This window comes from Hyalangium minutum (assembly GCF_000737315.1).
Taxonomy (GTDB): domain Bacteria; phylum Myxococcota; class Myxococcia; order Myxococcales; family Myxococcaceae; genus Hyalangium; species Hyalangium minutum.
The window spans coordinates 18,884-44,745 of sequence record NZ_JMCB01000015.1; the positions used below are offsets into that span (position 1 = coordinate 18,884).

Below are 25,862 nucleotides of genomic sequence, written 5' to 3' on the forward strand. Positions count from 1 at the left end.
TCCTGCCTGCGCACCGGAGTTCCGAACATCCATGGCCAAGTCGATGGTGGAGAGGTACGAGCAGCTGCTGCTGCAAGACCCCACATCCGCGGTTTTCGTCGAGCTCGCCAAAGCCCTCCTTGAGAAGAGCGAGCATGCTCGCGCGATCGAGGTGTGCCAAAGAGGTCTCGGCCACCACCCCAACTCCGTCATCGGACGGGTGCTGTGGGGCAAGTCGCTGCTGCACCAGGGCAAGCCTGCCGAGGCGATGGAGCAGTTTGATCAGGCCATTGCCGTCGATAAGGAGAACGCCCACGCCTACAACCTGATCGGTGAGGTGCTGGTGCAGCGAGGGCTGTTCCGCTCCGCGCTCCCCATTCTGCGCAAGGCCGCCGCGCTGCAACCCAATGATGGGCGGGTCCGTTTGTGGCTGGAGCAGACCCAGCAGGCCCTGTCGGGAGGGCCCGCCCCGGTGGTGGCGGAGCTTCCTGGCATCACGGCCCACGAGCTCGAGCCGAAGCCCTTCGAGGAGGCGGCGCCGCCTCCGCCTCCGACTCCGCCTCAGGAGGCCGCGCCGCCTCCGCCGCCCGAGCCGGAGTCCGAGGCGTCCGAGGGCTCCGCGCCTCCGCCGCCGCCCGAGTCCTGGGATGACGGTGAGCGGGACGACATCACCCGGCAGTTCAGCACCATCAAGGTGGAGCAGTTCCCGGGCGAGGAGCCCCCGGCGCGTCCAGCGACGGATGACGAGATCACCACGCCTGGACAGGTCACTCCCTCGCGAGGTCCGGTCAAGGTCTACATGTTCCCGCCTCGCAAGGCCGCGAAGCCGCCGCCTCCTCCAGAGGAGGAGGATCTCGCGGACACGCCGCCTCCCTTCGCTGCGCGGCGTGAGGAGTATGACGAAGACACGCCGGTGCCGAGCGCGGAGGACAGCGAGGCCCCTGAAGAGCGTGCGGCGAGTGGGGGAGGGCTGCTCCCGGATGTGGATGGACCGGAGGCCCGCGAGGAGGACGACTCTGGACAGGCGCCCCCTGCCGATACCGAGTCTGAGTCCTTGTCCACGGGTGTGATGAGTGCCGCCGACTCTGGAGGAGGCGGTGGGCTCCTGGGCGATCTGCCGCCTCCTGAAGAGGAGGAGCTGGCTGCGGTTCCCGCGGCCGCCCGTGTCTCCGCCACCGCGAAGACTTCGTCGCCGAGCCGTTCTCGGTCCTCCGCTGGAGGCTCCGCGAAGCGCGCGCTCCTGGATGACATCCCCGAGGCCGTCGAGCCGAAGGTGACGACGGGCTCGGCTCGCGCCAGGTCCGCGGCCCAGGTAGACGCCGCCGAGGCCGCCGCGGCCTACGAGAAGGAGCTGCGCGACAAGCTCGCCAAGAGCGCCGCGAATCCCTCCTTCCTCCAGCGCTATGGCCTGAAGCTCGCCGTGGGTGGTGTGCTGGCCGTGGTGCTCGGCGTGGGCCTGAGCGTGTACCTCATCCGGCGCGCGGCTCAGGGCGGACAGACGCTCACCGAGGTGCTGGAGCGGACCGATCGCGCCATCTCCCAGGACACCCGCAACGACTTCCAGAACGCGCTCGCGATGATCGAGCGGGCGCAGGAGATGGACGACGACAACCCCAAGGCCCTGGCGCTGAAGGCGTATACGTACGCGCTGCTCTTCGCCGACCACGGTGGGAAGATCGAGGACCGGCAGCAGGCGCTCGCGGCGATGGAGCTGCCGGGGGTGAAGGATTCGCACCCGGGGCTGGCCCTCGCCACGGACGTGTTGGTGGCCGACGACAAGGCGCGCTCCACGGCTCGCGCCGCGCTGCTGTCCTCCACGGATGACTCCACCGAGCGCCACGCGCTCGCGGGCACGGTGTTGCTGGAGGACAAGCAGCCGGAGAAGGCGCTGGAGCACTTCAAGCGCGCCCTGGAGGTCTCCGGCCGCAATGTGCGCGCGCTCGTCGCGCTGGGCCAGTACTACCAGGACTTCGACGACTACCCGAACGCCATCAAGGTCTACGGCACGGCGCAGGAGCTCTCTCCGGAGCACCCGCTGGCGCGCATTGGCATGGCCGAGAGCCGGCTCGCCCTGGGGCAGGAGCTGAACGAGGCGCTCGCGGACATGCAGGCGCTGAGCGCGGACACGTCCTTGCCCGAGGCCCTGCACGGCCGGCAGCAGCTCATTCACGGGCGGCTCCTGGCCAGCCTGGGCAAGCCGGACGAGGCCCTGCCGCTGCTGGAGGCCGGCTCCAAGGGCCAGGGCCCGCTCGTCTTCGACTTCCTGCTCGCGCTGGGTGAGGCGAGCCGCGCCTCGGGCAAGCTGCCCAAGGCCCAGGAGGCCTACGAGGCCGCCCTGAAGATGCAGCCCAAGAGCGAGGCCGCGATGGAGGGCCTGGGCCGGGCGCTGCTGGATCGCGATCGCGTGAAGGAAGTGCTCGACAAGCTGGGCAAGGCCGAGGGGCGCCGGCTGTCGCTGGTGCGCGCGGCGGCCTACGCGCGGCAGGAGGACTGGAAGCGCGTCCGCTCGGAGCTGGAGAAGACGCGGGTGAACGACCGCTACGTGCCCGAGGCCATCGGCTACATGGCCATGGCGGACTCGGCGGACGGCAACGGCGAGCAGGCCCGCGAGGTGCTGGAGAAGGCGACGAAGACCTCCAAGCAGCCCCGCACGGATCTCCGCGTCGCGCTGGGGCGCGTGTACTGGCGGCTGGGCGCGATGGACAAGGCGCGCGCCGAGCTCGAGGAGGCCATGAAGGATCCCCGGGACTACGAGGCCGCCTGCTCGCTGGGCCGGCTGCTGCTCGCGCGGGGCCTGCCGGACCTGGCGCTCGCGCCGCTCACGCGGGCCGTGGAGCGCAACGGCTTCCACGGAGAGGCGCGGGATGCGCTCGGCCGGGCGCTGCTGGCCATGGGGCGCACGGACGAGGGCTTCAAGCAGTTCACGGCCTGGAAGGACGACAACCCCGAGAGCTCCGAGGCCCAGAAGGGCTATGCCCTGGCGCTCTGGCGCTCGGGCCAGTTCGCGCAGGCCGCGGAGGTGCTGCGCGGGGTGAAGGTCGGCGCGAACGACGCGGCGGGGCACCGCCTGCGTGCGGTCATCTTGTTCGCCTTGGGGGATAGCAAGGGCGCGACCAAGTCCCTGGAGCTCGCCGCCAAGAACAGCTCCAGCGATCCGGAGACGTTCTGTGAGATCGCCCACCTCTACCTCCGCAACGCCAAGACCGAAGAGGCTGCGGGGGCCTTCGAGAAGGTCCGGGCGGATTCGCCCGACACGCTCTGCGGCCAGGTGGGCGAGTACTACGTGTACCCCGAGGACAGCGGCAAGACGGTGCCCGACACGCTGCGGAACCTGGCGAGCAAGGCGCCCACGGTCTGGGACAAGGCCTTTGCCCAGACGACGCTGGCGCGGGTGCTGCTGAGCACGTCGACGTCCTCCACCTCGCCGAACCTGAAGGCGGCCCGCGCGGCGGCGGAGGAGGCGGTGAAGCTGGATCCCTTCAACGGCCGGGCTCACCTGGCGCTGGGGCTCGTGGCGCTCCGGCAGAAGCAGGAGGAGCCCGCGGTCACCGCGCTCACCCAGGCGGTGGAGCTGGATCCGGCGCATGCCCTGGCGCACCTGTCCCTGGCGGATGCGCTCGCGCGCAAGCAGGAGACGCTGGCCCGCTCGGTTCAGGAGTATGAGACGTTCCTCAAGCTGGCCGGCACGTCGGAGGAGGCCAAGCGGGTCAAGAAGCTGCTGCCGACCCTCAAGAAGCGGGTGAAGTAGCGTGGAGACGCCTTCCGATTCAGAGCAGCGGCAGCCGACGTACCCGCTCCTGCGCATCATGGGGAGCAACGCCTTCCTGCTCTCCGTCATCTACCTCATCCTGGGCATCTCCGTGGAGGCGGTGCGGCGCGTCTACCCGACGCGCTTCGTCCAGCGGCTGTCGCTGTCGCTGGACTCGCTGCCTGCGCGCGCGCTGGAGTTCCTGGGGTGGATGGAGCCCCTGCGTGCGAAGTACCTCAACGGGCAGATCCCCGACTACCAGGTGCGCCTCATCTTCGGCGTTACCACGGTGGTCATCATCTTCCTGCTGGCGTTCGCGGTGGGGCTGCTCGTGGGCAGCCTGCGCGGCTACATGGAGCGCCGCGCCCTGAAGAAGCACTCCCAGCGCCGCCCCGGATAAGCAGGGAGGAGGGGAGGGAGGCTCAGCCGATCTGCAGCTCGGCGATCTTGTGCTTCTTGTCGCTGATCAGATCCATCAGCTTGCCGAAGCCGAAGGCGAGCAGGCCGATCCCCGCGCCCACCGCCATGCCGAGCGGGCCTCCGATGGCTCCCACCGCGATGGCCCCGCCAATGCCTCCGGCGATGCCCACCGCGCCCTTGGCGATCTGCGCCCCGTCCTTGTCCTTGGCCCCGTTGACGATGTCCATGATGCCCAGGCCGGTGCTCGCCGCCGCGCCGGCCACGTTCGCGAAGCCGCCCATGGCCTTGAGCGCGCCCAGCGCTTTGGCGCCCATCTGGGCCGCGCTGCCCGCCACCTTGCCCAGGCCGCCCATGCCCTTCACGGAGTCGAAGATGGCGGAGGTGACGGCCGAGCCCACCTTGGGATTGCTCAGCGTCTTGGCCCAGTTGCCCAGGCCCTTGGACACGGTGCCCGTGGCGTCCGTGGCGGTGTCCCCCACGCCCTTGATGGCGCTCTGGAAGGTCTTGCCACCGTCATAGATGTTCTTCAGGCCTAGGCCCGTGTCGAACAGGCCCTTGAAGATCTCCGGCACGTTGTGGTTCCGGATGCCCTCGGCGAGCTGGAGCCCACCGGCCACCGCGCCCGCCACGCCCGCCAGTGCTCCCGTGCCGCCCCGGGCTCCCTCCAGGCCGCGGGAGAGGGCCTCGGTGCCGAGCACCTTCGAGGCCAGGCCCGGCAGCCGCTTCGCGTCCTGGCTGAGGTCGGCCACCATCCCCACGGCGCGGGCGCCTCCGTTGTTGGCGTAGGAGTTCACCGTGTTGGCGGTGGACACGCTGGCCTGCAGGAGCAGGTTCTTGCCATCCGGGTCATCCTTCACGTTCTCCGGGTCGGTGATGTCGCGCGGGTCCTTGCCGCCGGGGCCGCTGAGCGTCATCCGCTCGCCGTTCTTTCCCGTCTCGTGGACGGCCTGCCGCCCGTCCGCGCTGGTGACGGTGTTGCGCGAGTTCAGCAGCTGCGCCCCCTTGCCCGACAGCAGCGAGGTGTCCTCCCGCAGCGAGGTGTCCGTCTTGTTGTCCTGGGTGAGCTTAGTCTCCAGGGACTCGCTCAGCTCGAGGCCCGCGTCGGTGGGCTTGCGGGTGCTGTTGTAGCGCTGCTCCAGGGTGGAGCCGTCCGCTTGCAGCTGCTTCATGTCCATCTTCTCGATGGAACCGTCCGCCGCGTAGGTCCGCGAGCCCTGGCCATGGATGTCCACCAGCTCGCCGGCCTTCTTGGCGTCTGGCTTGAACGTCTTGCCGTGGTAGTCCTCGCGCACGGTGCTGCCCTCGCGCGTCTTGTTCGTGATGGTGGTGGCCTTGGGCGTGCCCTCGATGAACGTCTGTGTCTGCAGGCTGTTGGGATCCTTCTGGAGCTCCATCAGCCAGCGCTTGGGCGTCTTGCCCTTGTCCGTGCCGTCGTTCGCGTCATAGTCCTCGCCGCCGTGCTTGCCGTACTCGTCGCGCACGCGGTCCGCGTCCTCGCGGTTGTGCGGGCCCTCGCCGGCGTACTTCTTGTGCCCATCCAGCTCGCGGTCCACGTACGAGGTGGCCTGGACGTTGTCCTGGGAGAAGGACTGGGTGCGGTTGTAATGGGGGTTGCCCTGGGAGCCATCGGCACCCGGCGGAGGAATCGAGTAGGTGTAGCTGTCCGCCCGGTCCACCGGCTTCTTGTAGTCGAAGGGCTTGTCCAGCTTGTTGTCGATGCCCTTGTCGCCCTTCTGCTGGAAGTACGCGGTGCGGCTGCCGGTGATGCCGCCGTCGGCCTGGGCGTACTCGTCCACGTGCAGCCGATTGTCCTTCGTGTCCGTGTGCACCTCGTTGCTCGTGTAGAGCAGGTTCTGGTCCCGTGACTTCTCGATGTCGTCGAAGGACTTGAGGTCGGAGACCTCGTTCTTGTCGCCCTTCCACTCGGCGCGCTGGACGCGCGAGCTGCCGTCGGTGCGCATGTCCACCTTGTCGCGCTTGTTGGCGCCGTCCTCATAGCTCGCCGTGTCGAGCGTGACGGCGCCGTCCGGGCCCTTGGTGGCCACGGTGCGCTCGGCCAGCTCGCCCTTGGCGTTGCGGCGCACCAACTCGGCCTGGTTGTCAGACAGCTTCTTCACCTCCGTGCCCGAAGGAACGAAGCCCTTGCCGTCCGCCATGGCGAAGACGTCATCCGCCTTCTTCGTGGTCTCCTCGCGCAGCTTCTTCTGGGCCTCCTCGATTTCAGTGCGCCGGTCAGCCACGGTCTTCACATCCACCTCGGCCTTGGCCTTGTCCTCGCCGGAGACACTCCGCGGGGCGACGTCCTTGGGTTGGACAGTCTGCGCCGCTGCCTTCGCGAGGGCCCCGACGGCCCCGGCCACCTTGGATGCGGCCGAGGCCTCGAAGCGGTCTCCCACCTGGGCCCGGACCACCTGCTTCGGCTCGGGGGCCTTGGCGGCGGCGGGCGCCACTGCAGGCTTCTTCTCGGCCGCTGCGGCACGCTCGAGCGAGAGGGGAGCAGGAGAGACAGGCTTCCGGGAGATGGGGGCAACAGACATGAGGGCTCCGAGGGAAGGCAGGAGGACTGCGGAGCCTCGATGCGTCTGGTGTGCCAACGTCGGAATCAGCGGTTCATGTGGGGAAACCCCCTGTTTTCAGGAGCAAAGGTGTCCACAAGGCCCACGGCTCCTGGTGACAGCGGTCATCGCCCCTGGTGACAGAAGTCCCAGGGGGCTCATGACGGCAGACACCCCCTGCGGGCTCAGCCCTTGCGGCTCTTGCGGACGCGAGGCGCCTCGGGGACGGCGACAGGCTCGTGGCCTGCGGCGCGGGCCATCAGGCAGATCTCCACCACCTTGGGGCCGAAGCGCTCCCAGCGGCTCTCGCCCGTGCCCTTCACCGTGAGGAAGGACTCGCGGTCCGTGGGCAGCGCCGCCGCCAGGCCGAGCAGCGTGGCGTCGTTGAAGATGATGAAGGGGGCGATCTCCAGATCCTTTGCCAGCGCCTTGCGCCAGCGCCGCAACTCCGTGGCCGCCAGCTCGCTGTAGTGCTCCGGTTTCCCGGAGGCGGAGGCGGGCTTCGTTACCGGCACGGGGCGGGGCATCCGGCTGCCCGTGCACACGTCGCACTTGCCGCAGGTGGACGGCAGGTCCTGCTGGCCGAAGTAGCCCAGGATGAAGGACCGGCGGCACCGCCGTGTGTACGCGTAGTCCGTCATCTGCTTGAGGTGGAGCAGGGCACGGCGCTCCTGCTCGCGCACCCGGTTCAGGTCCACACCCAGCTCACGGAAGGGCACCTGCTCCAGCGCGCGGATGGTCCTCCCGGCGAAGGGGCGGCGCACCTTCACCGCTCCGGCCTTCTCCAACAACCCGAGCGCGTGCCGCACCTCCTCCACACCCAGCCCCGTGCGCCGGGCCAGCGGGCCCAGCTCCGTGCTCTGCGCGCGCCCCACGGGGTACACCTCCAGCAGCGACTGGAGCAGCTTCCGGGACTCCGGGGCATGCGGGTGGGTGGCGAGTGCCTTCTCCGTGAGGGTGAGTCCGTACTCGCCCTCACCCCGGCCACCGCGCTCAATCTTCCCCTCGCGCTCGAAGATGCGCAGGGCGGCGGACACCTCGAACTCGCTGGCGCCCACCATGCCCGCCAGCACGCCGATACCCTTGCTGAACTCGGGCACGTTGCGCAGGGCGTTCCAGAGATCCGACAGCACCACCTCTTTGGGGTGGTTGCCCTCGATGAGGCGCTCCTGGGTGTAGACGTCCGCGTGGTTGAAGAGCAGCACGGCGGTGGCCTCCTGCCCATCCCGGCCCGCGCGGCCCACCTCCTGGTAGTACGCCTCGACCGCCTTGGGGATGTTGGCGTGGGCCACGAAGCGGATGTCCGGCTTGTCGATGCCCATGCCGAAGGCGTTGGTGGCCACTGCCACCGCCTCCTTGGCCGCCATGAACTCGTCCTGGGCCAGGCGCCGGGCGTCGTCCTCCATGCCTGCGTGGTACAGCACCGCCTTCACGCCCCGCTCCAGCAGCGAGGAGTGCATCCCCTCGGCCGCCTTGCGCGTGGAGCAATAAATGATGCCGCTGCCACCCTGGGCCGCCAGTTGGGTGCACGCCTGCCGCTTCTCCTCGTCCCCGCTGACGCTCATCACCTCCAGGAAGAGGTTGGGCCGATCGAAGCCCTGGGCGAACACCTGGGGCTCCTTCATCAGCAGCATGCGGATAATGTCCTCGCGCACCTCGGGGGTTGCCGTGGCGGTGAGTGCCAGCGTGCGTGGAGGGCGCAGGCGCTTGCGCACCTGTCCCAGCTGCGCGTAGTCCGGCCGGAAGTCGTGGCCCCACTGGGAAATACAGTGGGCCTCGTCCACGGCGAGCAGGTCCACGCCCACCTCGCCGAGCGCCTCCAGGAAGCTCTGGCTGCGGAAGCGCTCAGGCGCCACGTATACAAGTTTGTACTCACGGGCGCGCAGCCGCCGCATGCGCTCGGCGCGCTCCAGGTCCGTCAGCGACGAGTTGATGAAGGTGGCGAGAATCCCGCGCGCGGTGAGCTGCTCCACCTGGTCCTTCATCAACGCGATCAGCGGAGAGACGACCAGCGTCACGCCGGGCAGCAGCAGGGCCGGCAGCTGGTAGCAGAGGCTCTTGCCCGCGCCCGTGGGCATCACCACCACGGTGTTGCGGCCGCTCATCACGGAGCTGATGACCTCGGCCTGCCCGGGCCGGAACTCGGACAGGCCGAAGTGCCGGACCAGGCCTTCCTGGGCCTCCGTGAAGTAGGGCAGCTCTACGGGCAACATCCTCCGCATATTTACTTTTCCCTGGAGATCGTCAACCGGGGATCTTCACTACCCGCCAGGTCCAATTCCGCTGGGGCAGGAACCGCCTTGCGGGCCCGAGCCTCCGCTACCTCTCGGGTCAGCCGGGCCCGCAGCTCGGGGTCCAGGCGGCCGTCCACCACCACGTCTCCCTCCTGGGTTCCCGGAGGTAGCGCGCTGCGGTCCACCATCTGCGTCTTCCCGGTCCCCAGCTCCACCACGCGGGCCCGCGTCTCTCCCACGTCATCCACCTGCCACGAGCGGGAGCCAGCCCCCGCGCCTCCACATCCCATGACTGCGGTCATGACCCACCTCCTCCAACTGCGGTCCATAAACCCTGCTCTCCCTCGCCCCCGAAGAACCCCCGCTCCATGAGCGACACGTACTTGCCGTCCCCCTCGATGAGGTGGTCCAGCACCTTGATGCCGAGCAACTGGCCGGCCTGTGCCAGCTGCAAGGTCAGCGCGAGGTCCTGCTTCGAGGGCTCCGGGTCCCCCGACGGATGGTTGTGCGCGAGCACGATGGCCGTGGCGCGCAGGGTCAGCGCCGGGGCGAACACCTCGCGCGGATCCACGGGGCACGAGTTCATCGTCCCCTCGGCCACCCGTACGTCCGCGAGCAGCACGTTGCGCGGGTTGAAGCACAGCACGTGGAACACCTCCCGCCGCAGCGCGCTCAGGAGCGGCGACAGGTATCCATGAATCTCCCGAGGGTTGCGCAGCCGCGGCCGCCGCTCGGTGACGCGCTGGGCCCGGCGTCCCAGCTCCAGCGCCGCGAGCATCTGCGCCGTCCGGGCCGGACCCAGCCCCGGCTGCGCGATCAGCTCCAGCGGATCCTTCAGGAGCAGAGGCTTGAGGCCGCCGCTCTTTCCGAGCAGCTCTTCCACGAGTCTCTGCGCTCGGGGTCCCATTCCCAGCAGCACACCCAGAAGCTCCGGGTCGGTGAGGGCCAGGGCACCCACCTTGAAGAGGCGCTCACGCACCTCCTCCATGTCGCGGCCCTGCGTCCTCACCGACCCTTCGCCCGCAGACTCCTCCCCCCGCTCTACCTCCACCTCGCCCTCCACCACTCCCTCCCTCCCGACCTCCAGCCTCCGCACCGTCCCCACCTCCACCACGCGTACCCTCCCGTCCTCCGACACCTGCACCCTCCCGCCCTCCGTCTGCGTGGGGAAGCAATGCAGCAAGCGTGCCGTGATAGGTTCCTAGGAAAGTTGCCTACTTAGCTGGTTGGATGGGCAGGGGAACCGTCCACAGCCGGAGACGGCACCGTCCGCGGTCGTGACAGCGGGTCAGGCCGTGGGCGCAAGGCTACGAAGGTCGTGACTCGGCCCCGGATCCTCTGAAGGCAACTCGCTGGTGAGCGCCTCGACCAACCGGTTCATTTGCTCCAGGGGGATCTTCAACTCCACGACTTGTCAGTGTGGCCTTGTATTGCTGGCTTCGGGCGTGCACTCGTGACACGCCAGCGCTGGGGAGAGCGGCATGATGCAACGCTGGGCAGTTGTCGTGTCGTTGCTCCTTGGGGTGAGCGGGTGCGGGGCAAGAAGCGGGATCCCCTCACCGGGCCCTCAAAATGGAGCACTTCCGGCACCGGGCGCGCAGCCCGCGCGCGCCAGGGTGGAAGGCCCACGGATCAGTGTTGTCGCCGGGAGCTTCAAGCCGACGCTGTTCTATGGTCCATGGCAGTGCAACCAGCGATGGATGGCCTATTGCGAGAGACAGTGTGCAGCCGAGGGATACACCCTCAAGGGCTGCATGTGGCTTGCTGATCTCAAACTGGACTGGGAAGGGAGGCTCTATGGGGCGGGGGGAAGGTACGCGATCACGCACTGCTGCTGCGATTACCCTGTGCTGTCGAAGGATGCGACCCAGGCGGCACGAGAGCGGTGGGAGAATATCCGCGAGTCATTCCGAGAGGGCTGGAGCAAGAAGTTTGGGAACTGGCCTCTTGAGCGGGGCAAGTCCTGGCCAGGGCACCACATCCGCGACCTCAAGCACGGCGGCGATCCAGTCGATCCCAACAACATTGTCCCGATGCCCCCCACCATCCACGACGTACTGAACAAGGAGTATCCGAGGTGCTACGACGGAGGGCCCCCCTGGAATACGGCCGGTCCTGATCTGCCCTACGCGGACTACTGACGATGCCAAAGCCCATGCTCAGCTTGCTTGAAGAAGTCTCGCGCGATCACTTCCCGTATCCGCCCGCAACACCTGCGGAAGTCGCGGAGTTCGAGCAGCGCGTGGGCTGGAAGCTGGATCCCGACCTGAGGGCTTTTTATCTGCACTGCAACGGCGCGGAGTTGATCAAGCGGCTGCCGAATTCGCCTTACCAGATCCTCCCCTTGGCCGAGATCGTCCGGGCGCGCGTAGCCATCTACGGTGAAGATGACGGCAAGTGGGGCCCTGCCTCTGTGTACACGGTGTGCGACGTTCAAGACGGAAACTTTGTGGTGATCGACGTGAGCCGCCGAGTGCACGGGCGATATCCACTGTTCGACGCGTGGCATGAGGCCTGGCCGGATCCGAACTACTGCGACAAGATCGAGGATTCGTTTTCGGACTTCCTGGAAGCCGCTTTGCGTGAGCGCCGCCCCGCGTACTGGCTCAAGAGGTCAGCGCAGAGCAACACCTGAGAACCTTCATCAAAGGGCGTGAGCACGCAGCCCTCAATGCTGCGGAGGCTCGGTTTCCGGAGGAGGGGCGTGGCGCTTCCGCTCCTCCGCATCCCATGCGAGCCCGTCCTCGTAGCCGCGCTCCTCCACATCCACCCGGTAGCCCAGCTCCGAGAGGAGCCGCCCTCGGCAGAGCTTGCCGCTCCAGTTGCCGCCCCGGACGCTGTCGAACGCCTTGGCGAGAAGGCCCCACATGACCCAGTCCGGAATGGTGTCTCGGTCGGACGGGTAGGCGAAGCGGAACATCAGCAGGTGAGACAGCAACACCTCCCTGTACCGATCGAAGCGCTTGAGCAGGCGCTTCCAATCGAGCCGCTTCCCCGTGGCGAGCAGCAGGTGGTTCACCTCCGTGCCATCGAAGCGGTCGCGCTCGAGCACGAACGCCTTGTTCCAGATCAGCTCCTCCACAGGAGCCATCCGGCAGCGCTCCCCGAGCACCTCGCCCTCCGTGCCGTGCTCCACCCACGCGTCATCCACCACAGCGATGCCGTTGGCCGACGTGTAGATGAGGTCCACCAGCGAGTCCTCCCAGAAGGCTTTGTGCAGCCAACCGTGGGCATCGCGCTCGGTGCGCCAGCCGTTCGCCTCGAAGACGGCGAGCGCACGATCCGCGTCGGCTTTGCGCAGGAAGAGGTCCAGGTCCTTCGTGTCGCGGTGGAGGCCCGTGTGGTGGGCATAAGCGTAGGCGCCCCCCACCAGGAACGGGATTCCCGCTTCCCGCAGGAACTGGAGGGCCCGAGCCCGGACAGAGAGCTCGCCGTGCTCCCACTTCTCGCTAGACAGCTGGATTTCCGTCCCGCCCGTATCCGCCGCAGTGCTGTCGTGTCCGTGCATCCGGGAAAGGTAGGGATTGTTCCTGGCGCTCGCTCTGTCAGGCCCACAGGAGAGCAAGCAGGCAGGCGTCCGCTCAACGGCCGGAGAGGGCCTCGGCGAGCAGAGGAAGCGCATCACCGGCCCGCGCCTCCACCCGCACGTCCGCCAGTTCCTCACCGCGGCACTCCCCAATGTTCAACATGCCGATGGGCATGTGGCGCTCGGCGGCGCGGAGCAAGAAGCGGTAGCCGGAGAAGACCGCCAGGGACGAGCCCACCACCAGCAGCGCGTCTCCCTCCTCCAGCATGGAGAACGCGGCCTCCACCTTGGGGCGCGGCACGTTGTCCCCAAAGAACACCACGTCCGGTTTCAGCGCCCCGCCGCAGTGCAGGCAATCGGCGGCGCGGAAGGAGCGCACGGCCTCCACCGGCAGTTCGGCATCTCCATCCGGCCGCAGCTCCACCTGATGCTCCAGGAAGCCCGGGTTGAGCACGAGCAGCCGCTCCTGCAACGCCACGCGAGGCTCCCGCCCGTCGCAGGACAGGCACCGCACCTCCGCCAGCGCCCCATGCAGCTCGATGATTCGCGAGCTGCCCGCGGCATGGTGCAGCCGGTCCACGTTCTGGGTGATGAGGCCCAGCACGTGCCCGTCCCGCTCCATGGCCGCGAGCGCATGGTGCGCCGCGTTGGGACGCGCCGAGGAGAAGCGGGGCCAGCCGATCAGGCTGCGGGCCCAGTAGCGCGCGCGCACCTCGGAGCGCTGGAGGAACTCCATGTGCTGGATGGGATTGCGCGCCCGGGCCCGGGTGCCAGGCCCTCGGTAGTCCGGGATGCCCGACTCGGTGCTGCACCCAGCGCCCGTGAGCACCACGGTGCGGCGCCCCCGCAGCAGCTTCACCAGGGCTCCCACATCGGGAGACTGGGAGGAGACAGTCGCTGGAGCCACGGGAGCAGGCATCGCCCCCATGTATAGCGTCCGCCCCCCGCTTTTTGCATGGCAGCCGACGCCGCGCCTGTCCGCCTGTTGAGAGGCCACCTTTCATGACGCAAGTGGGATTCGGCCCTCCCAGGGTTCCGCGCTAGCTTCGGAACCAAAGGGGAGGGTGCCATGCGTGTCCGTGCATCATTGGCTCTTCTGCTCGCAGCGACAGGCTGCTCGACGACCTACAAGGTGCCACCGGCGGAGATCTCCCGGCTCAATGGCTGGTTCGTGCCGGACCTGGTGAAGCGGACGCCTGGGGATGGGCGCCTCGAGGATCCCAGCACCGTGCAGCTCCGGGACGTGGAAGGCCGTACGCACCCGTTCACCGAGGACACCCCGCTGGTGCTCGTCCAGCGCGACGGGTCGGTCATCTCCGAGAAGTTCCTGGACGTCAGCGTGGACGGGCAGCACTTCCGGGGCGTCCCCCAGGATGCGTTCCGCCGGACCGTCGAGGTCCCCCTGGGCGAGGTCCAGTCCGCCGGCATCCAGGAGGTCAGTGTCGGCCGGACGGCCCTGCTGCTCTCCGGCATCGGCGCCGTGGTGGTGGGGGCGCTCATCGGGGCGAAGCTGGCCATCGGAGATGTACCCCGGAAGCCGGCGGGAGACCCCTGCGGCGACGTGGGCTGCCCGTTCTGAGCCCCGGGGGGACCGCGATGCTCTCGCGGTCCCCGGATGGATCACCCGCTCACGGAGTCTACGTAGAGCGAGCCCGTCCACGTGGCACCGGTGAAGATCTCCAGGCCGAGCTCCGCGAAGGGCGACACGGCGTTGGAGGGCACCGGGAGCGTGAGGGTGTTCCAGGCGTCCGCCTTCAAGGATGAGACGCCGAACCACGAGCCGGACCAGCGCCACCCGCCGCTTGCTCCTTGCAGCAGGTAGGGCTGGATCGCGGTGACGCGGCTGCCAGTGGGGAGCCACACGCGGAAGGACACGGTCCTTCCAGCGGGCACGGAGGCCCCTGCCACGGAGGCCTTGCCCACTCCACTGGGAGCGCCCGCCACCTTCACCTCGAGCGAGCGCCTGCCCGCGAAGGCCCGGGCGGTGGAGGAGGAGACACTCGGGACGATGCCCCAGCGCGTCCACCCTTGGGTGCCGCTCTCGAAGTCGAACGACGACGTCGCCGGGGGAGGGGAAGGTGTGGGAGGCGGCGTGGGCTCGGTCGGGGGAGGAGGTGGGCCGCCCGGGGGCGTGGAGCCCGTAGCGGGAATGGCCAGGCCGCCCGCCTTGAGGAAGGCACCCGCGCGGCTCTTCATGAAGGGCTGGCCGTCCGTGTACACGTCATTGGTGTACGAGCTCTGTTGGCCCTCGCCCTTGCCGAAGAGCAGAGCGATGACACCGCTGCTGGCGAACTTCTCCCGGTGCGTGGCGCCGTTGGGGCCGAAGAAGTACTCGGGGCGGTTGTCCTTGTAGCCCTCGCGCGCGTTGCCCGTGTTGGGCGTGTTCAGGTGGTTCGAGTTCCCCAGGGGGATCTGCCACAGCACCCAGCGCTTGCCGGAGGCCACGTTCCACAGGCGCAGCCACTCGGCGTACCGGTTGAAGCTCTTGGAGAGGATGGAGGCCGTGTCGCTCTCAGCCCACCAGCGATCCTGGCCGCTCTGGGTGAGCCTGTAGAAGTCCGCGTCTCGATCGAGCGGATCGCCCACCAGCACGTCCCAGGTGGCGCCGGTGACGTTGGCCGCCAGGCCCAAGGGTTTGAGGAAGGTGTGGACCTGGGTCACCTCGGGTTCCAGCGGCTGCGTGACGGAGAAGTGGGCAATGTCTCCACTGCCCGCCCACGCGGAGATGTGGATGCCGAGGACGACGTTGCTGGCGCCCACCGCCTTGCGCAGCTGGAGGAAGGCGAGCCCCCAGCCCGCCACGGTGTTCGGCAACCCGCTCAGCTCGGGCAGCCCGGTGGCCGCCACCGCCGCATAGGCGTTCGGGTTGTTCGCGGACTGCTTCTGCAGGTAGGCGAAGCCGTCCGCCTCCACGAGCACCATGACGGGCTTGCCGAACTCCTTGGCTCGTTGCATGAGCACCTTGAAGTCGGCGAAGTAGCTCCTCATGGTGCCGGCGTTCTGGGCCTTGGCGAGGAACTGAGCCTCACCGCCGCCCGGCTCGCCGTTCATCTGGTAGTACTGGATGGCGGGCAGGAAGCCCTGGGTCTGGCACTCCTGCATGTACTGCAGGCCCCACTGGCCGTCGGCGGCGCCCCAGCCGAAGTTGTTGATCCAGCCCTTGACGAAGTAGCGGTAGCGCACGTCCCACGGCACGGCGCTGCTCTGCATCCACGTCTGGCCGGTGTCCTCGAACAGGCCCACTTGCAGGCGCGCGGGCAGGCCCGCGGGGATGGATCCATAGACGGATCCAACAACGGCCGACTGGCCAGTCGTGCGCTGGCTGTCGGCAGGCGTCTCATGGATCAACTCGGGCCCACAGGCGGCGAGCGCCGCGAGCGCGAGCACGGGAATGAAGTGTCTCATCGCCCCTCGGAACCGGGGGGCCACCTCACGCCGTTCCCAGGCGTCTCTTGCCTGCCCGCGGGCCCGGCCGATCCTCGGACAGAGGATCGGGCGGACGCATCGGGCTACTGCTCTACCCCGAGCTGCGTCAGCAGGAAGGCGTAGTTGAACGCCCGCTCCTTGAGGGAGTCATAGCGCCCGGACGAGCCGCCGTGGCCGCCGTTCATGTTGATCTGGAAGAGCAGGGGGTTCGGGTCCGTCTTCAGCGCGCGCAGCTTCGCCACCCACTTGGCGGGCTCCCAGTACATGACCTGGCTGTCGTTGAAGCTCGTCTTCACCAGCATCGCTGGGTAGGCCTTGGCGGTGACGTTGGTGTACGGGCAGTACTGCCGCAGGTACTCGTACTCTTCCTTGACCTGCGGATTGCCCCACTCCTCGAACTCGCCCACGGTGAGCGGCAGGGTGGTGTCGCTCATGGTATTGAGCACGTCCACGAAGGGCACCTCGGCCAGCACCGCCTTGAAGAGATCCGGGCGCATGTTGGTGACGGCGCCCATCAGCAGGCCTCCCGCACTGCCACCCTGGATGGCCAGGCGCTCCTTCGAGGTGTAGCCCCGGGCCACCAGCGCTTCGGCCACGGCGATGAAGTCCGTGAAGGTGTTCATCTTCTGTCGCATGCGCCCGGCGTCGTGCCACGGCTTGCCCAGGTCTCCCCCTCCGCGCACGTGCGCCACGGCCACCGCCACGCCTCGGTCCAGCAGGGACAGCGCGTTGGAGTTGAAGAAGGGCATGCTGGGGATGCCGTAGGAGCCGTAGCCCTGGAGCAGCAGGGGCGCACGGCCGTCTTTTTTCAGGCCCTTGCGGTACACCAGGCTCACGGGCACCTGGGTACCGTCCTGGGCTGGCACCAGCAGCCGCTCTGTCTCGTAGCGCGAGGCGTCGTACCCGCCCAGCACCGCCTGTTGCTTGAGCAGCTTTCGCTCGCGGGTGTTCATGTCGTAGTCGAACACGGACCACGGCGTGATGAGCGAGGTGTACTGGAAGCGCAGCACGGGCGTGTCGAACTCCGCGTTCGAGCTGGGGAACACCGCGTAGCCCTGCTCGGGGAACTGGATGCGGTGGCTGGCGCCCGTCTTGAGATCGGTGATGAGCAGCTGCGGCTGGCCGGTGTCCCGCTCCAGGACGGCGAGGTGGTTCTTGAAGAGGACCAGGTTCTCGAGCATCACCTGCGGACGGTGCGCGATGAGCTCCTTCCAGTTCTTCTGGCCTGGGGACTTCACGGGCGCGGTGACGAGGCGGAAGTTGCGGCCACCCGAGTTGGTGAGAATGTAGAAGAGGCCACCGTGGTGGTCCACGCTGTACTCATGGTCCTGCTTCCGCGGCTCCACGACCTGGAACTGCGCGGAGGGCTTGGTTGCTGGCAGGAAGCGCACCTCGCTCGTGGTGGAGCTGGTGGAGCTGATGAGGATGTACTCGTTCGAGAGCGTGCGCTGGACGGACAGCCGGAAGTGCTCGTTCTTCTCCTCATAGACGAGCGTGTCCGTTTGGCTGTCCGTGCCCACGGTGTGGCGCCACACGCGGTAGGAGCGCTTGGCATCGTCCTCGGTGGCGTAGAAGAAGGTGCGGTTGTCCGCGGCCCAGGCTCCGTCGAAGCCGGCCGTGTGCTCGATGCGCTCCGGGCCGAGCTTCCCGGTGCGCAAGTCCTTCACGTGGAGGGTGAACTCACGGAAGCCCGTGGTGTCCACGGAGTAGGCCAGCAGGTTGCCGTCATCGCTCACCTCGAAGGTGCCCACGCGGAAGAACTTGAAGCCCTCGGAGAGCACGTTGGGATTGAGCAGCACCTCCTCGGGGGCCTCCAGGCTGCCCTTCTTCCGGCAGAAGATGGGGTACTGCTTCCCCTCCTCGGTGCGGGAGTAATAGAAGAAGCCGCCCTTGCGGTAGGGCACCTCCAGGTCCGTCTGTTGGATGCGCCCGAGCATCTCCGCGTAGAGCTTCTGCTGAAGAGCCTCGGTGGGCTTCATCACCTGGGCGGTGTAGGCCGCCTCCGCCTCCAGGTAGGCGCGGACCTCGGGATTCTCCTTCTCGCGCAGCCAGAAGTAGTCGTCCTGCCGGGTGTCTCCGTGTTGGGTGACGGGGTGGGGAAGGCGCTTGGCCACGGGCGGCGTGGGCCGAGCCGGCGCGGGTGCTGTCGCCGAGGGAGCGGGAGGAGCCGCCTGCGGCGCGGGAGCGGGGGGCGGAGGGGTGGCACAAGCCACGGCGAGCGCTGCCAGGAAGAGCGGAGAGAGGCGCATGGGCGGGCGAGAGAGAAGGGGTTGCGCTGGAGACCAGTGCGAAGGGGTTAGCTCAAGCGTGAGTCTTTGAAAAGGCGCCTGTCCGGGAGCACCGGGCCAGAAACTGGAGCCGTCGCATGGTGGCGATACATTCCTGTGGCATGGGACTCGATAAGAGAGAGCTGATTTCTCAGCTCGCCGAACGTCTCCAGTACAGCGACCGGCTCGCCCACCGCGCGGAGGCTGAGGCGCGTGAGGCTGCACGCAGTCTGGCAACGGAGTCGGAGAAGAAGGAGGACGGCCGGGCCGCCATCGAGTACGGCAGCCTTGCCACGGGACAGGCCGCACGTGCTCGCCGCGTTCAGGAGGAGCTGAGCGCGCTCAACGCCTTCCAGCAGGCTGCGCTGCCGCGCTTCGAGCGCAAGAGCCCGGTGTCTCTGGGCGCCATCGTGGATGTCCGCACAGAGGATGAGGACGGCTACGACGAGCGGACGTTCTTCCTGCTCCCGGTGGGCGCGGGGACGGAGCTGACGGGCCCGGGCGGAGATGGCTTTCTCTCCGTCATCACACCCGCCTCGCCGGTGGGCCGGGCCCTAATGGGCCGCCGCACCGGAGACTGCATCGAGGTGACCCTCGCGGGCGAAGTGCACGAGTGGACGGTGCTCGACGTGGCGTGAGGCTCAGGCCGCCACGGACACCGAGACGCTCCCCAGTCCTTCCACGGTGAGCCGGACCTGATCGCCCGGCTTCATCATGTGCGCGACCGTGGCGGCACCCGCCAGCACGATGCTCCCCGCAGGCAGGGACTCGCCGCGCTCGGCCAGCAGCTCGCACAGCTGCACCACGGACAGCAGCGGGTCTCCCGAGATGGCGCTGGAGAGCGCTGACTGCACCTGCACGCCGTTCACCTCCATCGACATCGGGAGCTTCGCCAGCTCCAGCTCGCGCGGCGGCCGCTCGGTGGTGCCCAGCACGAACATGGACGAGGAGGAGTTGTCCGCCACCACGTCCGGCAGCGAGAAGTATTTGAAGTCCACGTACCGCGAGTCGAGGATCTCCATCGCCACCATCGCGCTGGAGCACGCATCGAGCGCCTCCTCGCGAGAGATCTTCCCGCGCAGCTCGCGCGAGGTGCGGAACGCGATCTCCGGCTCGATCTTCGGGTGGATGAAGCCCTGCAGCCGGAACACGCCCCCGGCAGGCACCTGCATCTTGTCCGTGAGCACCCCATACACGGGTGAGTCCAGGTTCATCTGCTTGCGCTTGGCCTCGGACGTCAGCCCCATCTTCATGCCGATCACCCGCTCGCCCCGCGCTGTGCGCAGCTGGATGCCCTCGGCCTGAATCGCATACGCGTCCCGCAGAGGCAGCTCCGCGTGCGTGCGGGTAAGGGGAGGAACCTCCCGGGCCTCGAGCCGCGCCTGGTCCAGCAGCCGGGCCAGCTCCTGATGATTCTGTGCCGTCAATGCCATGTGCTTGCTCCCCGACAACCAGGGCGGGCGAGCTTCCCGGCACCCCCGGTGCGGCGCAAGCAGCTTCTGCCGCCTATGTGAAATCCTGGGGGCTCCGAGCCGTGACCTGGCGAGCGCCCCCGTGCTATTCGGGCGCCCGGTCGTCCGAGGAGGAATCCTGCATGCAGAAGGTCCTCAACTACATCGGCGGAGAGCTGGTTCCCCCCAGCGCCCAGAAGTGGCTCGAAAAGCCTGAGCCCGCCACGGCCGAGCCCTACGCCCACGTGCCCGACTCGGACGAGACCGATGTCCGCCGCGCTGTCGAGGCTGCCGCCCGTGCTTTCCCTGCCTGGGCCGCCACGCCCGCCTCCGACCGCTCGCGTTTGCTGCGCCGCGTCGCGGAGGCCATTCGCGCCCGGCTGCCCGAGTTCGCTCGCGCCGAGTCCATCGACACGGGCAAGCCGCTCTCGGTGGCCTCCACCGTGGACATTCCGCGCAGCATCCTCAACTTCGAGTTCTTCGCGGACGCGGCCACCCAGTTCTCCAGCGAGGCCCACGCCACCGACTCCGTGGCGCTCAACTACACCCTGCGCTCGCCGCTGGGCGTCGTCGGGTGCATCTCACCGTGGAACCTGCCGCTCTACCTGTTCACCTGGAAGATCGCCCCCGCGCTCGCCATGGGCAACTGCGTCATCGGCAAGCCCTCCGAGGTGACGCCGATGACGGCCTTCCTCCTCTCGCAGGTGTGCCGCGACGCGGGGCTGCCTCCCGGCGTGCTCAACATCGTCCACGGGCTGGGCGCCAAGGTCGGCGCCCCCATGAGCAGCCACCCTGAGATCAAGGCGATCTCCTTTACGGGGAGCACCCGCGTGGGCGCGGAGATTGCCCGCACCGCCGCGCCCCTCTTCAAGAAGATCTCCCTGGAGATGGGCGGTAAGAACCCCAACGTCATCTTCGCCGACTGCGACTTCGACGAGGCGCTCGCCACCACGCTGCGCTCCTCGTTCGCCAACCAGGGGCAGATCTGCCTCTGTGGTCCGCGCATCTTCGTCCAGGCGCCCATCTATGAGCGGTTCAAGGCCGCGCTCGTGGAGCGCACGCGGGCCCTCAAGGTGGGCGACCCGCTGGAGGCGGGCACGGACCAGGGCGCGCTCGTGTCCCAGCAGCACTTCGACAAGGTGATGAGCTACATCGAGCTGGCCCAGAAGGAGGGTGGGAAGATCCTCACGGGTGGCGGCCGCGCGAAGCTGGCGGGCCGGTGCCGCAACGGCTGGTTCGTGGAGCCCACGCTCGTGGAGGGCTTGGGCTCCGAGTGCCGCACCAACCAGGAGGAGATCTTCGGTCCCGTGGCCACGCTCACCCCCTTCGAGAAGGAGGAGGAGGTGCTCGCCTGGGCCAACTCCACCAGCTACGGCCTGGCCGCCAGCGTGTGGACGAAGGACCTCAGCCGCGCCCACCGCTTCGCCGCCAAGCTGCACAGCGGCATCGTCTGGATCAACTGTTGGATGCTGAGAGACCTGCGTACGCCGTTTGGCGGTGTGAAGGACTCGGGCGTGGGACGGGAGGGCGGCCAGGAAGTGCTGCGCTTCTTCACCGAGCCCAAGAACGTGTGCGTGAAGCTATGAGCCAGGAAGAGCGGATCGACTCGAAGCGGGCCCCCGAGCCGGTGGGCCTCTATCCCCACGCCCGGCGCGTGGGCAACCTCCTGTTCCTGTCCGGGGTGGGGCCTCGCGAGCGCGGCACCAAGAAGATCCCCGGCGTGGAGCTGGATGCCCAGGGCAACATCACCTCCTATGACATCGAGGCCCAGTGCCACTCGGTGTTCCGCAACGTGCGGTACATCCTCGAGGAGGCGGGCTCCTCATGGGACCGGCTGGTGGATGTCACGGTCTACCTCACCAACATGAAGGCGGACTTCCCCATCTACAACCGGCTGTGGGCGGAGTACTTCAAGGACAACCCGCCGTGCCGCACCACGCTGGAGATCAACGCGCTGCCCACGCCGATCGCGATTGAGCTCAAGTGCATCGCCACGATTGGAGATTGAGCCATGGCCCTGATGCCGCCCTTCAACTTCAAGAAGTGGATCGACGAGCACCGCCACTTGCTCAAGCCCCCCGTGGGCAACCAGCTGGTGTGGAAGGACCAGGAGTTCATCGTCATGGTGGTGGGCGGGCCCAACTCGCGCACGGACTTCCACATCGACGAGAGCGAGGAGTTCTTCTACCAGCTCGAGGGTGACATCAACCTGCGCATCATCGAGGACGGCAAGCCGAGAGACTTGCCCATCCGCGAGGGCGACATCTTCCTGCTGCCCCCCAAGGTGCCGCACTCGCCGCAGCGGCCCGCGGGCACGGTGGGGCTGGTCATCGAGCGCCGCCGCCAGCCGCACGAGCAGGATGGCTTCGCGTGGTTCTGCCCTCGGTGTGACAGCAAGCTGTACGAGGAGTACCTCCACGTCTCCAACATCGTCACGCAGCTGCCGCCGGTGTTCGACCGCTTCTACAGCGACCCGAAGCACTGCACCTGCAAGCAGTGCGGCTTCCAGATGACCCGGAGCGGGGGCAAGTGAAGATCGACATTCACACCCATCTGCTCCCGGCCGAGCTGCCGCGCTTCGCCGAGCGCTACGGCTACGGCGGGTTCATCCAGCTGGATCACCACGCCCCGTGCCGCGCTCGGATGATGCGGGACGACGGGAAGTTCTTCCGCGAGATCGCGAGCAACTGCTGGGACCCGGCGCAGCGCCTCAAGGAGTGCGACGCGGCCGGCGTCTCCGTCCAGGTGCTCTCCACCGTGCCGGTGATGTTCAGCTACTGGGCCAAGCCCGAGCACGGGCTGGATATCTCGCGCTTCCTCAATGACCACCTGGCCTCCGTGGTGCGTGGCAGCCCGCGCCGGTTCGCGGGCCTGGGCACCGTGCCGCTCCAGGACGTGAAGCGGGCTGTGAGCGAGCTGGAGCGCTGCATGCGCGAGCTGGGGCTGGCGGGCGTGCAGATCGGCTCGCACGTGAACGGCACCAACCTGGGCGACCCGGCGCTGTTCCCTTTCTTCGAGGCAGCGGCCGAGCTGGGCGCGGCGGTGTTCGTCCACCCGTGGGACATGCTCGGCGGCGCGCGAATGGAGAAGTATTGGCTGCCGTGGCTCGTGGGCATGCCCGCCGAGGTGGCCCTGGCCATCACCACCCTCATCTTCTCTGGCACGCTGGAGCGGCTGCCCAAGCTGCGGCTCGCGTTCGCGCACGGTGGCGGCGCGTTCCCGGGCACGCTCGGCCGCATCCAGCACGGCTTCGAGGCCCGGCCGGATCTGGTGGCCGTGGACAACAAGGTGGCGCCGCGCGACTACCTGGGGCGGTTCTGGGTGGACTCGCTCGTCCATGACACGGACACGCTGCGCTTTATCGTCAAGCTGTTCGGCCCGGAGAAGGTGGCGCTCGGCAGCGACTACCCGTTCCCGCTCGGCGAGGATCGTCCGGGCACGCAGATCGAGTCCCTGTCTGGCCTGGAGCCCTCCACCCGCGAGCGGCTCCTGTGGCGCAACGCGCTCGAGTGGCTTGGGCGTGCGCGGGAGGAGTTCGCTCCATGATGAACCCCGACGTGGTGAACTTCGAGGAGGGCGAGGCCTTCGCCCGGCGCATGGATGCCGAGGATCCGCTGCGCCACTTCCGCGACGAGTTCCTCTTCCCCCGCAACAAGGCCGGCGAGCCCGCCATCTACTTCGTGGGCAACTCGCTCGGGCTCCAGCCGCGCAAGGCGAAGCAGTACGTGCTGCAGGAACTGGAGGACTGGGAGAAGTTCGGCGTCGAGGGCCACTTCCACGCCCGCAGCCCCTGGCTGCCCTACCACGAGACGTTGACCGCGCAGACAGCCCGCCTCGTGGGCGCGATGCCGCTCGAAGTGGTGGTGATGAACACCCTCTCGGTGAACCTCCACCTGATGATGGTGTCCTTCTACCGGCCCACGCGCGAGCGCTTCCGGATCCTCATCGAGGGTGGGGCCTTCCCGTCGGACCAGTACGCGGTGGCCTCGCAGGCGCGCTTCCACGGCTTCGATCCGCGAGATGCCATCCTCCGCCTGGAGCCGCGCCCCGGCGAGGACACGCTGCGCGAGGAGGACATCCTCGACACCATTGATCGTCACGGGCCCGAGATCGCCCTCGTGCTGCTGGGCAACGTGAACTATCTCACCGGGCAGGCCTTCGACATGAAGGCCATCACCCGCGCCGCGCACGAGCGGGGCTGCCGCGTCGGCTTTGATCTCGCCCACGGCGCCGGCAACCTGCGGCTGTCGCTGCACGATGACGGACCGGACTTCGCGGTGTGGTGCTCGTACAAGTACCTCAACGGTGGCCCGGGCACGCTGGGCGGCGTCTTCGTCCACGAGCGCCACGCCCACATGCCTGGCATTCCTCGCTTCGAGGGCTGGTGGGGCCACGACAAGGCCACCCGCTTCGAGATGGGCCCTGACTTCGTGCCGTTGGCGGGCGCAGAGGGCTGGCAGCTCTCCAACCCGCCCATCCTCCAGATGGCCGCGCTGCGCGCCTCCATGGAGATCTTCGATCAGGCGACGATGCCCGCGCTCCGGCTCAAGGGAGACCTGCTCACCAGCTACCTCGAGTTCCTCCTGGATCGCCTTCCCCCGGAGATGGCGCGCATCGTCACTCCGCGCGACTTGAAGGCCCGAGGCTCGCAGCTCTCGCTGCGCTTCAGCAAGGAGCCCAAGAAGCTGCTCGCCAAGCTCGTGGAGGCCGGTGCCTTCTGTGACTTCCGCGAGCCGGACATCATCCGGGCGTCTCCCGCGCCGCTGTACTGCAGCTTCCTCGACGTCTACCGCTTCGTGAGGATCCTCGAGAACCATGCACGCGCTTGATCGGACGCAGACGGTGACCCTGGCGGGGGCGGGCCTCGTGGGCTCGCTGATGGCCATGTTCCTGGCCCGGCGCGGCTTCCAAGTGGAAGTCCTGGAGCGGCGGCCGGACATGCGCCGCGAGACGGTGGAGGCCGGGCGCTCCATCAACCTCGCCATCTCCGCGCGAGGGCTCTACGCGCTGAAGCAGGTGGGCCTGGAGGACGAGGCTCGGCGCCACGCCATCCCCATGCGCGGGCGGATGATCCACCCGCTGTCAGGCGAGCTGACGCTGCAGCCCTACGGCAAGGACGACTCGCAGCACATCAACAGCATCTCCCGCGCGTGGCTCAACCAGTTCCTGATGACGCACGCCGAGGGCACTGGCAAGGTGCGCATCCGCTTCAAGCAGCGCATCCAGAGCGTGGACTTCGACACGGGCACGCTCTCTGTCCTGGACGAGCCGAGCGGCACCACCCGCGAGGAGCGCGTCCCGGTGCTGCTTGGGGCGGACGGCTCGGGCTCGGCGGTGCGGCAGGCGATGGCGAAGCTGCCGGGCAACACCTCCACCCAGGACGTGCTGAGCCACGGCTACAAGGAGCTCTCCATCCCCGCGGGGCCGGGCGGCTCCTTCCGCATGGAGAAACACGCGCTCCATATCTGGCCGCGCGGCACTTTCATGCTCATCGCGCTGCCCAACGAAGACGGCAGCTTCACCTGCACGCTCTTCCTTCCCTTCGAGGGGCCGGTGAGCTTCGCGTCGTTGGACTCGCCCTCGAAGGTGACGGCCTTCTTCCAGGAGCAGTTTCCGGACGCCGTGCCGCTCATTCCCACGCTCACGCATGACTTCTTCCACAACCCCACCGGCCACATGGTGACGGTGAAGAGCGCGCCGTGGCACGTGGAAGGCCGGGCCCTGGTGCTCGGAGATGCCGCGCACGCCATCGTCCCGTTCTTCGGGCAGGGGATGAACTGCGGCTTCGAGGACTGCGTGGCGCTCGATGGGCTCCTGGCGCGCCACTCGCGCTGGGAGGACGCATTCGAGGAGTTCTTCCGCCTGCGCAAGCCGAACGCGGACGCCATCGCCGACATGGCCGTGGAGAACTTCATCGAGATGCGCGACAGCACTGCCAGTCCGCGCTTCCTATTGGAGAAGCAGGTGGAGAAGGTGCTGCTCAACGCTTTCCCCGGACAGTTCCTCAGCCGCTACACCCTGGTCAGCTTCAGCCGCGTGCCGTACCGCCTCGCTTATGAGGTGGGCGCCATTGCCGGTCGCATCGTCTCCGAGCTGTCCGAGGGCCTCACCCGTGCGGAGGAGGTGGATCTCGATCGCGCCGCCCGGCTCGTCCGCGAGCGGCTCGTTCCTTTCCTGGAGGCGCACCCGGACGGATTCAAGCCTGAAGGGTAGGACAGGGAGGAGGGGGGCGCCTTCCGGTGGCCCTCTGCCCGCT

21 protein-coding genes are annotated in these 25,862 nt (G+C 68.1%); 12 read left to right on the forward strand and 9 right to left on the reverse strand.

The genetic code is table 11. The annotated features are described in order from the left end of the window. Positions 1-31: 31 nt before the first annotated feature. Positions 32-3,727, forward strand: coding sequence for a tetratricopeptide repeat protein (locus DB31_RS32330; RefSeq protein WP_044194928.1), 3,696 nt, complete (start codon positions 32-34; stop codon positions 3,725-3,727). 1 nt (position 3,728) lies between these two features. Next, entirely contained in the window at positions 3,729-4,127 is a 399-nt protein-coding gene (locus tag DB31_RS32335; RefSeq protein WP_338034344.1) for a hypothetical protein, read from the forward strand. 22 nt (positions 4,128-4,149) lie between these two features. On the opposite strand, the gene DB31_RS32340 is transcribed toward DB31_RS32335, so the two are convergent. The 4 genes from DB31_RS32340 to radC all read right to left on the reverse strand — a co-directional run bounded on the left by DB31_RS32340 (position 4,150) and on the right by radC (position 9,924). Beyond that, on the reverse strand, positions 4,150-6,684 hold the full coding sequence (locus tag DB31_RS32340) for a hypothetical protein (RefSeq protein ID WP_044194931.1): 2,535 nt from the start codon (positions 6,682-6,684) through the stop codon (positions 4,150-4,152). 203 nt (positions 6,685-6,887) lie between these two features. Then, positions 6,888-8,924, reverse strand: a complete 2,037-nt coding sequence (locus DB31_RS32345; RefSeq protein ID WP_052420430.1) for a RecQ family ATP-dependent DNA helicase — start codon at positions 8,922-8,924, stop codon at positions 6,888-6,890. Between the two features lie 2 nt (positions 8,925-8,926). Continuing rightward, complete coding sequence (locus DB31_RS32350) at positions 8,927-9,238, reverse strand: hypothetical protein (RefSeq protein WP_044194933.1); 312 nt, start codon at positions 9,236-9,238, stop codon at positions 8,927-8,929. Further along, a complete protein-coding gene (radC, locus tag DB31_RS32355) occupies positions 9,235-9,924 on the reverse strand; it encodes a RadC family protein (protein ID WP_083968976.1) in 690 nt (229 codons plus the stop codon). Before radC ends, DB31_RS32350 begins: the two co-directional genes overlap by 4 nt. A 493-nt stretch (positions 9,925-10,417) precedes the next feature. Between radC and DB31_RS51700 the strand changes: the two genes are divergently transcribed. Together DB31_RS51700 and DB31_RS32365 are read left to right on the forward strand one after the other, a co-directional pair. Next, entirely contained in the window at positions 10,418-11,077 is a 660-nt protein-coding gene (locus DB31_RS51700) for a hypothetical protein (protein WP_044194935.1), read from the forward strand. 14 nt (positions 11,078-11,091) lie between these two features. Then, positions 11,092-11,571, forward strand: coding sequence for an SMI1/KNR4 family protein (locus tag DB31_RS32365; RefSeq protein WP_240486981.1), 480 nt, complete (start codon positions 11,092-11,094; stop codon positions 11,569-11,571). Positions 11,572-11,604: 33 nt separating this feature from the next. Here the strand turns inward: DB31_RS32365 and DB31_RS32370 are convergent, their stop codons facing one another. Beyond that, positions 11,605-12,444, reverse strand: coding sequence for a nucleotidyltransferase (locus tag DB31_RS32370; RefSeq protein ID WP_052420431.1), 840 nt, complete (start codon positions 12,442-12,444; stop codon positions 11,605-11,607). 73 nt (positions 12,445-12,517) lie between these two features. Further along, a complete protein-coding gene (locus DB31_RS32375; protein ID WP_044194941.1) occupies positions 12,518-13,390 on the reverse strand; it encodes an NAD-dependent protein deacetylase in 873 nt (290 codons plus the stop codon). A gap of 141 nt (positions 13,391-13,531) precedes the next feature. On the opposite strand from DB31_RS32375, the gene DB31_RS32380 reads away from it, so the two are divergent. Further along, positions 13,532-14,041, forward strand: coding sequence for a hypothetical protein (locus DB31_RS32380; protein ID WP_157232283.1), 510 nt, complete (start codon positions 13,532-13,534; stop codon positions 14,039-14,041). Between the two features lie 41 nt (positions 14,042-14,082). Here DB31_RS32380 and DB31_RS32385 read toward each other — a convergent pair whose 3' ends face one another. Beyond that, positions 14,083-15,867: a hypothetical protein gene (locus tag DB31_RS32385; protein WP_240486982.1), complete on the reverse strand. Its 1,785-nt coding sequence runs from the start codon at positions 15,865-15,867 to the stop codon at positions 14,083-14,085. A gap of 104 nt (positions 15,868-15,971) precedes the next feature. Then, positions 15,972-18,137 carry a S9 family peptidase gene (locus DB31_RS32390; RefSeq protein WP_083968954.1) on the reverse strand — a complete coding sequence of 722 codons (2,166 nt, stop codon included), beginning with the start codon at positions 18,135-18,137 and terminating at the stop codon, positions 15,972-15,974. Between the two features lie 140 nt (positions 18,138-18,277). Here DB31_RS32390 and DB31_RS32395 point away from each other — a divergent pair, with 140 nt between their 5' ends. Next, positions 18,278-18,793, forward strand: coding sequence for a GreA/GreB family elongation factor (locus tag DB31_RS32395; protein ID WP_044194946.1), 516 nt, complete (start codon positions 18,278-18,280; stop codon positions 18,791-18,793). Between the two features lie 3 nt (positions 18,794-18,796). Here the strand turns inward: DB31_RS32395 and DB31_RS32400 are convergent, their stop codons facing one another. Continuing rightward, entirely contained in the window at positions 18,797-19,582 is a 786-nt protein-coding gene (locus DB31_RS32400) for a fumarylacetoacetate hydrolase family protein (protein ID WP_157232298.1), read from the reverse strand. Positions 19,583-19,749: 167 nt separating this feature from the next. Between DB31_RS32400 and DB31_RS32405 the strand changes: the two genes are divergently transcribed. From DB31_RS32405 to DB31_RS32430, 6 genes are read left to right on the forward strand one after another with little or no spacing between them, the layout of a single operon-like run. Continuing rightward, positions 19,750-21,192, forward strand: a complete 1,443-nt coding sequence (locus tag DB31_RS32405; protein ID WP_044194953.1) for an aldehyde dehydrogenase — start codon at positions 19,750-19,752, stop codon at positions 21,190-21,192. Continuing rightward, entirely contained in the window at positions 21,189-21,614 is a 426-nt protein-coding gene (locus DB31_RS32410) for a RidA family protein (RefSeq protein WP_044194956.1), read from the forward strand. Before DB31_RS32405 ends, DB31_RS32410 begins: the two co-directional genes overlap by 4 nt. Positions 21,615-21,617: 3 nt before the next feature. Then, complete coding sequence (nbaC, locus tag DB31_RS32415) at positions 21,618-22,139, forward strand: 3-hydroxyanthranilate 3,4-dioxygenase (protein ID WP_044194958.1); 522 nt, start codon at positions 21,618-21,620, stop codon at positions 22,137-22,139. Continuing rightward, a complete protein-coding gene (locus DB31_RS32420) occupies positions 22,136-23,152 on the forward strand; it encodes an amidohydrolase family protein (RefSeq protein WP_044194961.1) in 1,017 nt (338 codons plus the stop codon). Before nbaC ends, DB31_RS32420 begins: the two co-directional genes overlap by 4 nt. Beyond that, positions 23,152-24,435, forward strand: coding sequence for a kynureninase (gene kynU / locus DB31_RS32425; protein ID WP_044195371.1), 1,284 nt, complete (start codon positions 23,152-23,154; stop codon positions 24,433-24,435). The genes DB31_RS32420 and kynU overlap by 1 nt, the downstream gene beginning before the upstream one ends. Then, positions 24,422-25,819, forward strand: coding sequence for an FAD-dependent oxidoreductase (locus tag DB31_RS32430; protein ID WP_044194963.1), 1,398 nt, complete (start codon positions 24,422-24,424; stop codon positions 25,817-25,819). Before kynU ends, DB31_RS32430 begins: the two co-directional genes overlap by 14 nt. Positions 25,820-25,862: the final 43 nt, after the last annotated feature.

Coding starts and splice junctions, on each gene's coding strand:
- DB31_RS32330 (WP_044194928.1), top strand. CDS start 32: ATGGCCAAGTCGATGGTGGAGAGGTACGAGCAGCTGCTGCTGCAAGAC.
- DB31_RS32340 (WP_044194931.1), bottom strand. CDS start 6,684: ATGTCTGTTGCCCCCATCTCCCGGAAGCCTGTCTCTCCTGCTCCCCTC.
- DB31_RS32345 (WP_052420430.1), bottom strand. CDS start 8,924: ATGCGGAGGATGTTGCCCGTAGAGCTGCCCTACTTCACGGAGGCCCAG.
- DB31_RS32350 (WP_044194933.1), bottom strand. CDS start 9,238: ATGACCGCAGTCATGGGATGTGGAGGCGCGGGGGCTGGCTCCCGCTCG.
- radC (WP_083968976.1), bottom strand. CDS start 9,924: ATGGAGGAGGTGCGTGAGCGCCTCTTCAAGGTGGGTGCCCTGGCCCTC.
- DB31_RS51700 (WP_044194935.1), top strand. CDS start 10,418: ATGATGCAACGCTGGGCAGTTGTCGTGTCGTTGCTCCTTGGGGTGAGC.
- DB31_RS32365 (WP_240486981.1), top strand. CDS start 11,092: ATGCTCAGCTTGCTTGAAGAAGTCTCGCGCGATCACTTCCCGTATCCG.
- DB31_RS32370 (WP_052420431.1), bottom strand. CDS start 12,444: ATGCACGGACACGACAGCACTGCGGCGGATACGGGCGGGACGGAAATC.
- DB31_RS32375 (WP_044194941.1), bottom strand. CDS start 13,390: ATGGGGGCGATGCCTGCTCCCGTGGCTCCAGCGACTGTCTCCTCCCAG.
- DB31_RS32380 (WP_157232283.1), top strand. CDS start 13,532: ATGCGTGTCCGTGCATCATTGGCTCTTCTGCTCGCAGCGACAGGCTGC.
- DB31_RS32385 (WP_240486982.1), bottom strand. CDS start 15,867: ATGAGACACTTCATTCCCGTGCTCGCGCTCGCGGCGCTCGCCGCCTGT.
- DB31_RS32390 (WP_083968954.1), bottom strand. CDS start 18,137: ATGCGCCTCTCTCCGCTCTTCCTGGCAGCGCTCGCCGTGGCTTGTGCC.
- DB31_RS32395 (WP_044194946.1), top strand. CDS start 18,278: ATGGGACTCGATAAGAGAGAGCTGATTTCTCAGCTCGCCGAACGTCTC.
- DB31_RS32405 (WP_044194953.1), top strand. CDS start 19,750: ATGCAGAAGGTCCTCAACTACATCGGCGGAGAGCTGGTTCCCCCCAGC.
- DB31_RS32410 (WP_044194956.1), top strand. CDS start 21,189: ATGAGCCAGGAAGAGCGGATCGACTCGAAGCGGGCCCCCGAGCCGGTG.
- nbaC (WP_044194958.1), top strand. CDS start 21,618: ATGGCCCTGATGCCGCCCTTCAACTTCAAGAAGTGGATCGACGAGCAC.
- kynU (WP_044195371.1), top strand. CDS start 23,152: ATGAACCCCGACGTGGTGAACTTCGAGGAGGGCGAGGCCTTCGCCCGG.
- DB31_RS32430 (WP_044194963.1), top strand. CDS start 24,422: ATGCACGCGCTTGATCGGACGCAGACGGTGACCCTGGCGGGGGCGGGC.